The 9,765-nt window shown below is 70.3% G+C and carries 8 protein-coding genes; 6 read left to right on the top strand and 2 right to left on the bottom strand.

Annotation, left to right across the window (positions count from 1 at the left end; translation table 11 throughout):
- The first annotated feature begins 655 nt into the window (after window positions 1-655).
- Genes ABFY07_RS03140 through ABFY07_RS03115 form a run of 6 tightly spaced genes read left to right on the top strand, consistent with a single transcriptional unit; the run spans window position 656 to window position 5,667 of the window.
- A complete protein-coding gene (locus ABFY07_RS03140; RefSeq protein ID WP_346172933.1) occupies window positions 656-1,516 on the top strand; it encodes a 3-hydroxyacyl-CoA dehydrogenase family protein in 861 nt (286 codons plus the stop codon).
- Complete coding sequence (locus ABFY07_RS03135) at window positions 1,516-2,196, top strand: O-methyltransferase (RefSeq protein ID WP_346172932.1); 681 nt, start codon at window positions 1,516-1,518, stop codon at window positions 2,194-2,196. The genes ABFY07_RS03140 and ABFY07_RS03135 overlap by 1 nt, the downstream gene beginning before the upstream one ends.
- Complete coding sequence (locus ABFY07_RS03130) at window positions 2,193-2,474, top strand: acyl carrier protein (protein WP_346172931.1); 282 nt, start codon at window positions 2,193-2,195, stop codon at window positions 2,472-2,474. The genes ABFY07_RS03135 and ABFY07_RS03130 overlap by 4 nt, the downstream gene beginning before the upstream one ends.
- Window positions 2,461-3,567, top strand: a complete 1,107-nt coding sequence (locus ABFY07_RS03125; RefSeq protein WP_346172930.1) for an acyl-CoA dehydrogenase family protein — start codon at window positions 2,461-2,463, stop codon at window positions 3,565-3,567. Before ABFY07_RS03130 ends, ABFY07_RS03125 begins: the two co-directional genes overlap by 14 nt.
- A complete protein-coding gene (locus tag ABFY07_RS03120) occupies window positions 3,564-4,550 on the top strand; it encodes a 3-oxoacyl-[acyl-carrier-protein] synthase III C-terminal domain-containing protein (protein ID WP_065968181.1) in 987 nt (328 codons plus the stop codon). Before ABFY07_RS03125 ends, ABFY07_RS03120 begins: the two co-directional genes overlap by 4 nt.
- 10 nt (window positions 4,551-4,560) lie before the next feature.
- Complete coding sequence (locus ABFY07_RS03115; protein WP_346172929.1) at window positions 4,561-5,667, top strand: HAD-IIIC family phosphatase; 1,107 nt, start codon at window positions 4,561-4,563, stop codon at window positions 5,665-5,667.
- 378 nt (window positions 5,668-6,045) lie between these two features.
- Here ABFY07_RS03115 and ABFY07_RS03110 read toward each other — a convergent pair whose 3' ends face one another.
- Window positions 6,046-8,592: a type I polyketide synthase gene (locus ABFY07_RS03110; RefSeq protein WP_346172928.1), complete on the bottom strand. Its 2,547-nt coding sequence runs from the start codon at window positions 8,590-8,592 to the stop codon at window positions 6,046-6,048.
- Window positions 8,593-8,603: 11 nt separating this feature from the next.
- Entirely contained in the window at window positions 8,604-9,740 is a 1,137-nt protein-coding gene (locus ABFY07_RS03105; RefSeq protein ID WP_346172927.1) for an adenine nucleotide alpha hydrolase family protein, read from the bottom strand.
- Window positions 9,741-9,765: the final 25 nt, after the last annotated feature.

Here is a 9,765-nt window from a genome sequence, read left to right as displayed (position 1 = left end):
AGGCCTTTGTCTCGTGGTCACAGCGACTCATGGCTGGAACGTTTATGACGGCACACTCAAAGCGCTGCTCCGCGCGGCGGCACAGCGAAAGAAGAATTATTCGTTAAACGCGCAATAAAAGTCGGATGACTTCAGCCCTGCCCCCGTCGGCATCACTGTCCGCGAACTACTCTCAGTAGCCGCTCCCCGTCAGCTTGCTTCGCCGTTGCAACGTAACATCGAACATCAACACGCGGCAACCATCTATCGACCAGCGGTTTCTGATTCGCCTTCAGCGCAAACGCCCCATGTCCGCTTCTATCTCCTATCCACCCCAACCGCTATCCGATTCGCCCTCACCGCACGGAGAAACAAACAGGTTGCCAAGGGCGCCCAGCCGTCGGCAGTCCACCGGCATTCGCCCCGAATGCCATCTGGCGCGCCCCAGAAGGCGCGTGATAGGGTCCGAGGCCGACGGGCCGATATGAGAAAATGGCGCCGCATTTGTGAGTCATCGCACACGGGGGCCAGGTGGCGATTTCCGGAATGGCGCACTTACGATCCGTCTGCCGCTGGGCATCGAGTCTTTCCGGCCCCTCCCCCATGCCGACGACGAGACCTGCCCGGGTTGCTGTCCGTTCGATCCACTGGTGAACCGCACTCGCGGAGGTATGTGGTGAGCAAGGAAGAGCCGACCCCTCGGCTGGCCGTACTGGGGGCCGGTGTCATGGGCACCAGCATCACGACCCTGGCCCTGATCCACGGCGTCCCCGTCGTCCTGGTCGAGAGCGACCCCGAGAAGCGGGCGGGGGCCCGCGCCAGGGTCGAGCGCGAGCTGCGGACGGCCCAGCTCCTCGGCGCCCGGCCCGACATACCCGAGGGGGAACTGGTGATCAGCGCCTCGGCAGCCGACTGCCGGGGCGCTGATGTGGTGATCGAGGCGATCACCGAGGAGTCCGGCCTGAAGGTCAAGGCGCTCACCGAGGTCGACGCGGCCGTCGGCGCGGACACCGCGCTGGTCACCAACACCTCCTCCATCCCGGTGGACGAGCTCGCGGAAGCCCTGCCGCGCCCCGGGAACCTGCTCGGGGTGCACTTCATGAACCCCTCCTACCTGATCCGCACGGTCGAGGTGATCCGCGGCTCCCGCACCGGCGAGCGGGCCCTGGCCTCGGTCGAGCGGCTGCTCACCGCGCTCGGCCGGCGCGGCGTCCGGGTCGGCGACGGCCCCGGGTTCGTCACCAGCCGGGTACTGCACCGCATGATCAACGACGCGGCCCGGGTGGTCCAGGAGGGACGGGCCACCGCCGAGGACGTCGACACGCTGATGCAGGAGTGCCTGGGACACCGCACCGGGCCACTGCGCACCGCCGATCTGATCGGCATCGACAACCTGGTTGACTCCCTGAAGGTGCTGCACGAGCGCACCGGCGACGAGGGGTGCCGCCCCTGCGAGCTGCTCCTGCGGAAGGTGGCCGACGGCGAGCTGGGCCGCAAGAGCGGGCGCGGCTTCTACACCTACGCGGTCGGCCTCTGATGGCCGGCCAGCTCCAGCTCACCGACGAGCTCCAGGACTACGTCCGGCACATGTCGCTGCGCGACGACGACATCCTGCGCGACCTGCGCGAGGAGACGGCCGGAATGCCGATGCTCCAGGCGATGCTCGTGCTGCCGGAGGAGGCGCAGCTGCTCGCCCTGCTGGTGCGGCTGACCGGCGCGTACCGGGTCCTGGAGGTCGGCACCTTCACCGGCTACAGCAGTCTGTGCATGGCGCGCGCCCTGCCCCCCGGCGGCACCGTGGTCACCTGCGACATCAGCGAGCGCTGGACCGCCGTCGCGGCCCGCTACTGGGAGCGGGCCGGGGTCGCCGACCGGATCGACCAGCGGCTCGGGGACGCGGCCGACACCCTCGCCCAGCTGAAGTCCCAGTCGGGCGAGGACAGTTTCGACCTGGCCTTCATCGACGCGGACAAGACCAACTACCTGCGGTACTACGAGCAGTCCCTGGAGCTGGTGCGCCCGGGCGGGCTGCTGGTGCTGGACAACACGCTGTTCTTCGGCAGGGTCGTCGATCCGGACGCCCAGGATCCGGACACCGTGGCCATCCGCGAACTCAACACCCGGTTGCGCGACGACGAGCGGGTGGAGATCTCCATGCTGCCCGTCGCCGACGGCCTCACTCTCGTCCACAAGAAACCTGGGAGGAAGCAGAGATGAGCAACCCCACCGCCGACCGTCAGCTCACGGCGGAAGGAGTCGCGGCCGAGTTGCAGAAGTTCCTGCGGGAGCGCACCAAGACCGACTGGGAGCCGGACACCGATCTGTTCGCCTCCGGGAGCGTCTCCTCCATGTTCGCGATGGAACTGGTGGTCCACGTCGAGCAGACCTTCGGGGTCGCCATCGCCGGGCCGGACCTGAAGATCGACAACTTTCGTACGGTGAACGCCATGACCGCCCTCGTCCTGCGTCTGGCCCGGGCAGATGACACCGCGTGAGGAACTGGCCGCGCTGCTGAGCGAGGAGGTCGGGGACCGGGCCGGCGACTGGGACCTGGCGGGTGCCATCCCGCTGGAGACCCTCCGCCGGCTCGGCGCCGAGGGCGTGCTGTGCGCGGAGGTCCCCGCCGAGTTCGGCGGGCGGGGCCTGTCCGGCCTGGACAACGGCGAACTCACCGCCCACGCCGGGACGCTGTGCAGCTCGCTGCGGTCCGTGATGACCTCACAGGGCATGGCGGCCTGGACCATCCAGCGGTTCGGCACCCGGGAGCAGCGCTCGAAGGAACTCGCCGCCCTCACCCGGGGCGACCTCGCCGCGGTGGCGTTCAGCGAACCGCAGGCCGGCAGCGACCTCGCGGCGATCGCCACCACGGTCGTGGACGACGGCGACTCGGTGGTCCTGAGCGGACACAAGGTGTGGTCGACCGCGTCCGCCTACGCCGATGTGCTGGTGGTGTTCGGCCGCTACCAGGACGGCGCGGCCGCGGTGCTGGTGCCCACCCGGGCGCCCGGAGTCACCGTACGGCCCGTCCCGCAGCCACTCGGCTGTCGCGCGGCCGGCCACGCCGACGTACTCCTGGAAGACGTGCGCCTGCCCGCCACGCGGGTGCTCTCGGGAGCGAGCGTGTCGCTCGGCCTGCTCACCACCATCGCGCTCACCTACGGCCGACTGTCGGTGGCCTGGGGCTGCGTCGGCATCATCCGCGCCTGCCTGACAGCCGCCGCCACCCACGCCCGCGCTCGCGAGCAGTTCGGCAAGCCCCTGGCCGAACACCAGCTCGTCGCCCGCCACCTGGCCGAGATGTACGTGGCGGAGCAGACCGCGACCCGGCTGTGCGAGCACGCCTCCGGCTGCTGGGACAGCCGTTCCGCCGAGCTGAGCAGCGCCTCGGTGCTCGCCAAGCACGCCGCCGCGGGCCACGCGGCGCACGCCGCCTCCGCCGCGGTGCAGATCCTGGCCTCGGCGGGGTCGGTGGACGGCGGGACGGTGGCCCGGGCGTACCGGGACGCCAAGCTGATGCAGATCATCGAGGGCAGCGAGGAGATCTGTCAGCTCATCCTCGCGGAGCGCGCTCTGGAGAGGGTGACATGACCATCGGAACCGAAACCGCGGGGACCGTCGGCCTGGGGGCGGTGTACTGCCTGCTGCCGGAAGAACGGGTGGCCGTCGAGGACCTGCCGGAGCTGGACCTGCTCGGCGACGAGGAGCTGAAGTTCGCCGAGCAGGCGGGCATCCGGACGGTCGGGGTGTTCCCCGACACCGAACCGACCGAACTCGCCGCCCGCGCCTGCCGGGAGCTGATCGCCGCCCATCCCACCACCCCCGACCTCGTCCTGCACATCGGCTCGCGGGCGCCGGACGTCCTGATCGGCTCGGACGCCGGGAAGATCTCCCACCTCGCCGGGCTGACCGGCACCTTTCCGTTCACCATCGACGGCCTGGGCTGCGCCGGCTCCTCGGCCGCCTGGGGGCTGGGCCGCGATCTGATCCTCGGCGACCCCGCCCGGCAGAGTGTGCTGATCACCTACGGCAGCCGGCCCACCGCCGCCGCCCGGGTCCGCCGCCCGGTCACGGTGATCGGGGACGGGGCCTTCGCCATGACCCTGGTCCGGGGCGGCCGCCCGGTGCTCAAGGCCCACCGGATGGAGGCCGACGGCTCCTTCCACGACCTGTTCAAGGTCGAGTACAAGGACCGGCCCTGGTCCCAGTGGCGCGAGGAGTGCGCCGACAACGACCGCTACTCCTTCGAGCTCGCCATGCAGAGCCGTACCCGCCTCGGCCCGCTGGTCGACCAGGTCCTCGCCGACGCGGGCGTCGGCAAGGGCGAGGTGGCCACCATGCTGATGCAGAACGTCACCGCCAGCGCGTTCGACTTCTGGCACGCCACGCTGGGCGTGCCGATCCACCCGGTCTGCGCGGCACACCTGGCCGAGCTGGGCCACCTCGGCCCGATGGACGTCGTGCTCAACCTCGACCGCCTGCTGGCCACCGGGGAGCTGAATCCCGGCGACCACGTCCTGGTGATCAGCAACAGCCCGGTCGCCGCCTGGACCGTAACCCTGTGGGAAGTGTGAACCGGGAGGGATGGACCACGTGACCGAGCAGCACCCCACCGTCAAGTGCCTGGTCTGGGACCTGGACAACACCCTGTGGCGCGGCACCCTGCTGGAGGGCGACGAGGTCGAGATCCCGCCCGCGATCAGGGACGTCGTGGTCGAACTCGACTCACGCGGCATCCTCCAGTCGGTCGCCAGCCGCAACGACCACACCCACGCCTGGGAGCGGCTGGAGAAGCTCGGGCTCGCCGAGTACTTCGTCCTTCCGCGCATCGGCTGGGGGGCGAAGTCCGCCTCCGTCCGGGCCATCGCCGACGAGCTGAACTTCGCGCCGTCGGCCGTCGCCTTCATCGACGACCAGCCGACCGAGCGGGCGGAGGTCGAGTTCCACCTCCCCGACGTGCGCTGCTACCCGGCCGAGGACGCGCTGTCCCTGCCCACCCGCCCGGAGTTCAGCCCGACCGTGGTCACCCACGACGCCCGCCGCCGCCGGGAGATGTACCAGGCGGGCTTCCGCCGGGAGGCCGAGCGCTCCGAGCACAGCGGCACCGACGAGGAGTTCCTGCGCTCCCTGTCCCTGGAGCTGCGCATCGAGCACGCGGGCGACGAGGAGATCTCCCGCGTCGAGGAGCTCACCCTGCGCACCAGCCAGATGAACGCCACCGGCGTCCACTACTCCGACGCGGACCTGCGCTCCCTCATCGAGGACGAGCGGCACGAGGTGCTGGTCGCCTCCCTCACCGACCGCTTCGGCCCGCACGGTGCCATCGGCGTCATCCTCCTCGAGCGGCGCCCCGACGCCCACCACATCAAACTGCTCGCCACCTCCTGCCGCGTGGTGTCCTTCGGTGTGGGGGCGGCCCTGCTGCGCTGGCTCACCGACGAGGCCGCCCGCGCCGGCACCGCCCTCACCGCGGCCTTCCGCCGCACCGAACGCAACCGGATGATGGAGGTCGCCTACCGCTTCGCGGGTTTCGAGGACGCGCCCGGCCGGCCGGACCCGGCGGAGGACGGCGTCCAGACCCTCCTCCTCAAGCCCTCCCGCCAGTCCGCGCCGCCCCACCTCAAGGTGGTCGCCCCGCGCCTGTTCTCCCCCGGGCGCGAGCTGATCGAGTGGGGCGCGGCCGACGGCTGACCCGACCGCCGGCCGGCGATGTCTCCAGGAGGAGCGGGCCGGGTTCGCCGACACCGTCGGCGAACCCGGCCCGTTTGCTGTAGGGGGTGTCTCCCCGATCTCTGTGACGGTGACATCAGCGGCTGACGCCGCGGGGCCCGCGGCGTCTGGTGCTCCCCCAGCTACCGCTGGGCGGTACCCCCCGATCGCAAGGCGGAGGGTCGCCCTCGCGGGGGCGCCCCCAGCCTTCGGCCGGGAGGTACCCCCGCCCAGCGGTAGCTGGGGGCGGGCCTACTCGGGCGGGCCCGACAACGCAGCGAGAGGGGGCACCTCCCAGCGTTAGCTGGGGGAGCGTGCCAGGCGTCGCGGGCCCGCAGAGATCGGGGAGACACCCCTAGGTCAGGCCTGGCCGGTGCGGCGGGCGGCCGCGCGCTGGGCCCGCCGGGAGGTCCGGATGGTGTCCTGCTGCGCCGGGGACTCCTCCACCAGGCCGAGGTCGATGGCCAGGTGCTCGGAGAAGGAGCGGATCGTGGGGTACTCCACGAACGCGGACGCGTCCACCTGCTCGCCCAGCGCGTCGCCGAGATGGGCGGTCACGTCGATCAGGATGAGCGAGTCCAGGCCCATGTCGAACAGATTGCGGTCGGTCTCCGGGAGCCCGCCCGCCTCCCCGCCCAGCACCGTGGCGATCTTTCGCTGCACGAACTCGGTGATGATGTCGACACGTTCGTGGCCGACAGCCGCGGCGAGCCGCTCGGGCAGGGCGTCGGGCGCCGGTGTGCGCCGCGCGGCGCGGTGTTCCGGTTCGATCCAGTGGCGCGTGCGCTCGAACGGGTAGTGCGGCAGCGGGACACGGCAGCGCTGCTCGCCGCCGTAGAACGCCTCCCAGTCGACGTCGGCTCCCGCGGTCCACACCGTCGCCAGGTCGTGTGCGGTGCGGTGCAGGCCCAGGGAAGCGGTGCTCTCGGGCTGGAGGCGCAGCAGCAGGGCGCCCGTGGGGATGTCGGAGGGCGTCGGCGGTACGCCGGTCCAGGTGGCCGGGTCCTCCTCGATCAGGCGCAGGGCCTCCGGTACGGTGAGCCCGCCGGCCAGGCAGGCGGCGACGAGCCGGGCCACCGGGCCGCCGGTCACGGCGGCGGGCCGCACACCCCACGCGGTGAACAGGCGGGCGGCGGCCAGCTGGGCGACCAGGGCCGCAGCCAGGTCGTCCGAGCCCAGCAGCGCTTCGGCGTCCCCTCCGTCCGTGCCGGTCACCGCCTGGATCTCCGTGCGGTAGGCGGGCAGTTCGCGCAGCAGCGCCACGGCGTGGGCGCCACCGTCCCCGAGCCGGTCGGCCACGCCGTAGACCACGTCGGGGCGGTCGCCCGCCAGCTCCCCGGTGATCAGCTGCTCGCGGTCCGCGAGGGCGAGGGCGAGGGCTGCCTCGCGCAGGTCGGAGCAGACCACGGCGCAGCGATGGCGATGGGCACGGCGGCCGACGCCGAGGGTCTTGGCCACGTCGGCGGGTGAGAGTTCCGGATGCTTCCGCAGGTGCCGGGCCAGGTCGGCCATGGCCCGCTGGAGGGCCTGCGGTGAGCGGGCCGAGAGCACCAGGAGCTCGGCCGGACGGGGCTCGGACGGCGCCGGGCGGGCCGGCGGCGCCTCCAGGACGACGTGCGCGTTGGTGCCGCCGATCCCGAACGCGCTGACGCCGGCGCGGCGCGGCGCGCCGTCGGTGGCGGGCCAGTCGGTGAGTTCGGTGGCGACGTGGAACGGCCCGGCGTCGAAGTCGATGTCCGGGTTGGGCGACTCGAAGTTCAGGCTGGGGACCAGCTCGGCGTGGCGCAGCATCAGCGAGGTCTTGATCAGGCCCGCCATGCCCGCGGCGACGTCGAGGTGGCCGATGTTGGTCTTCACCGAGCCGATCGCGCAGCGGCCGACCCCCTCGGTGTCCTCGGTGAACACGGTGTTGAGCGCGGTCACCTCGATGGGGTCGCCGAGCGGTGTGCCCGTGCCGTGCGCCTCGACGTATCCGATGGTGTGCGGCGGGCAGTCGGCGATCTCCTGGGCGTCGCGGATGACGGCCGCCTGGCCCTCGACGGTCGGAGCGGTGTAACCGGCCTTCGCCGCGCCGTCGTTGTTGACGGCGGTGCCCTTGATGACCGCGTGGATGAAGTCGCCGTCATCGAGGGCGTCGCGGAGCCGCTTGAGGACCACCACGCCGACGCCGTCCCCGACGATGGTGCCCTGCGCCTTGGCGTCGAAGGCGCGGCAGTGCCCGTCCGGGGAGAGGATCATGCCTTCCTGGTAGCGGTACCCCTTCCGCTGGGGCACCTTGATGTGCACCGCCCCGGCCAGTGCCGCGTCGCAGTCGCCGCTGATCAGGCTGAGGCAGGCGGTGTGCACGGCGACCAGTGAGGTGGAGCACGCGGTGTTGATGCTGAGACTGGGGCCCCGCAGGTCCAGCTTGTAGGACACCCGGGTGGCCAGGAAGTCCTTGTCGTTGGCCAGCATCAGCCGGTAGTCGTCGAGGGTGGAGGCGTCGCGGTAGCGGTCGTGGAGGTTGTTGAGCAGGTAGGTGTTCAGGCCGGCGCCCGCGTACACGCCGATGGTGCCGTCGTAGGCGCCGGGGTCGTATCCGGCGTCCTCCAGCGCTTCCAGGGCGCATTCGAGGAACTGCCGTTGCTGCGGGTCGAGTATCTCCGCCTCGTCCGCGGTGACCCGGAAGAGGTCGGCGTCGAACGTGTCGATGTCGGGCAGCAGTTGGGCGGCCTTGACATAGTTCGGGTCATTGATGAGCTGCGGATCCACGCCCGCGGCGAGCAGTTCCTCGTCGGACAGGAAGGTCGTCGACTCCACGCCCTCCCGCAGATTGCGCCAGAAGGCCTCCACGGAGGGAGCGCCCGGCAGGCGGCACGCCATGCCGACGATGGCGATATCGGTTTCCCTGATGTCGTGCTGGTCCATCTCTGCCTCCTTCAGGCGAGCTTTATTCCCATACGGGTGGCCGTCGCGCGCATGTCGAGGAAACTGCGGGCCACGAAGTGGGCCGCGTTCTCGTCCCCATGGAGTTCCCTGAAGATCTCGACCAGCGCCGGCTCGTGCACCCGCGGGTCGGCATCGCCCCGGGCGATGTCGAAGATGATGTCCTGGAGACGCTGCTCGAGGTCCGGCAGATTCGCCGCGCGCGGGAACTTGATGCTGTAGGTGGAGCGGTCGTAGTTCTTGTTCTTCTTCACCGCGCGCAGGTAACTGGAGGCGTTCAGCTTGTAGAACATGCAGCCCCAGTTCTTGAACGAGTAGTAGTTCAGCAGGGGATACAGGGTGCAGTGGGTCTCCAGCGGCGAGGACTGGTACAGCCCCTTGGCCTTCAGTTCCCGCACCATCGCGTCGGGGTCGTAGTCGTAGCGCATCGCGATGAACGGGAAGACGACCTTCGGGAGCTCCTCGTCGGTGGCGAACAGCACGTCCTCCAGTTCCTCCCCGAAGAGCCGACCGGTCAGCTCGCGGCCGAACGTCTCGTAGAAACCGCGCACGATCTCCCGGACGTTGGACTCCATGGTGAGGATCTGCTGCGGGTCCGCGCACAGGGCGATGTACGGGATCTTGTTGCGGATCGCGCAGAGAATGGCCCGGATCACGAAGAACGTGCGACAGGACACGCACGGCAGTTTCTCGTCGAGATACTCTCCGGGCTTCTGCGGCGCGGGCCGGTTGAAGACGTCGCGCATCATCGTCGTGATGCCGGCCTCGTCCGAGTCCAGCACGAAATGCGCGGGGATCTTCTCCTTCGCCAGCTTGATGTTGTCGGCGGCGTGCTCGCTCTCGAAGGGGATGTCGAAGGTATAGGCAAGGACCCGCTTGCCGTATTCGTTGACGAACTTGTCCAGCATGTACGTGCTGTCCTTGCCGCCGCTGTACATGAACAGGCAGTCGAACTCGCCGTCGCGGTTGGGGCCGGCGGCGGTGAACTCCTCGAAGACCCGGTTGGTGTAGGTGAAGTTCTCCAGCAGCTCATCGGCCACTTCGAGGTTGCACAGGTTGCAGGTCCCGTTCTCGTCCAGGGTGATGCCGGGGTGGCCCTCTTGCAGAGAGCACACGGCGCAGTGGGCCATGGTCCTTCCCTTCACGGATGGGCGT

This window comes from Streptomyces sparsogenes subsp. cuspidosporus (assembly GCF_039532705.1).
In the GTDB taxonomy this organism is placed as follows: Bacteria; Actinomycetota; Actinomycetes; order Streptomycetales; family Streptomycetaceae; genus Streptomyces; species Streptomyces sparsogenes.
The sequence above is the reverse complement of the archived record's forward strand: the minus strand, read 5'-3'. Positions and strand labels throughout refer to the sequence as shown.

Coding starts and splice junctions, on each gene's coding strand:
- ABFY07_RS03135 (WP_346172932.1), top strand. CDS start 1,516: ATGGCCGGCCAGCTCCAGCTCACCGACGAGCTCCAGGACTACGTCCGG.
- ABFY07_RS03130 (WP_346172931.1), top strand. CDS start 2,193: ATGAGCAACCCCACCGCCGACCGTCAGCTCACGGCGGAAGGAGTCGCG.
- ABFY07_RS03125 (WP_346172930.1), top strand. CDS start 2,461: ATGACACCGCGTGAGGAACTGGCCGCGCTGCTGAGCGAGGAGGTCGGG.
- ABFY07_RS03120 (WP_065968181.1), top strand. CDS start 3,564: ATGACCATCGGAACCGAAACCGCGGGGACCGTCGGCCTGGGGGCGGTG.
- ABFY07_RS03115 (WP_346172929.1), top strand. CDS start 4,561: ATGGACCACGTGACCGAGCAGCACCCCACCGTCAAGTGCCTGGTCTGG.
- ABFY07_RS03110 (WP_346172928.1), bottom strand. CDS start 8,592: ATGGACCAGCACGACATCAGGGAAACCGATATCGCCATCGTCGGCATG.
- ABFY07_RS03105 (WP_346172927.1), bottom strand. CDS start 9,740: ATGGCCCACTGCGCCGTGTGCTCTCTGCAAGAGGGCCACCCCGGCATC.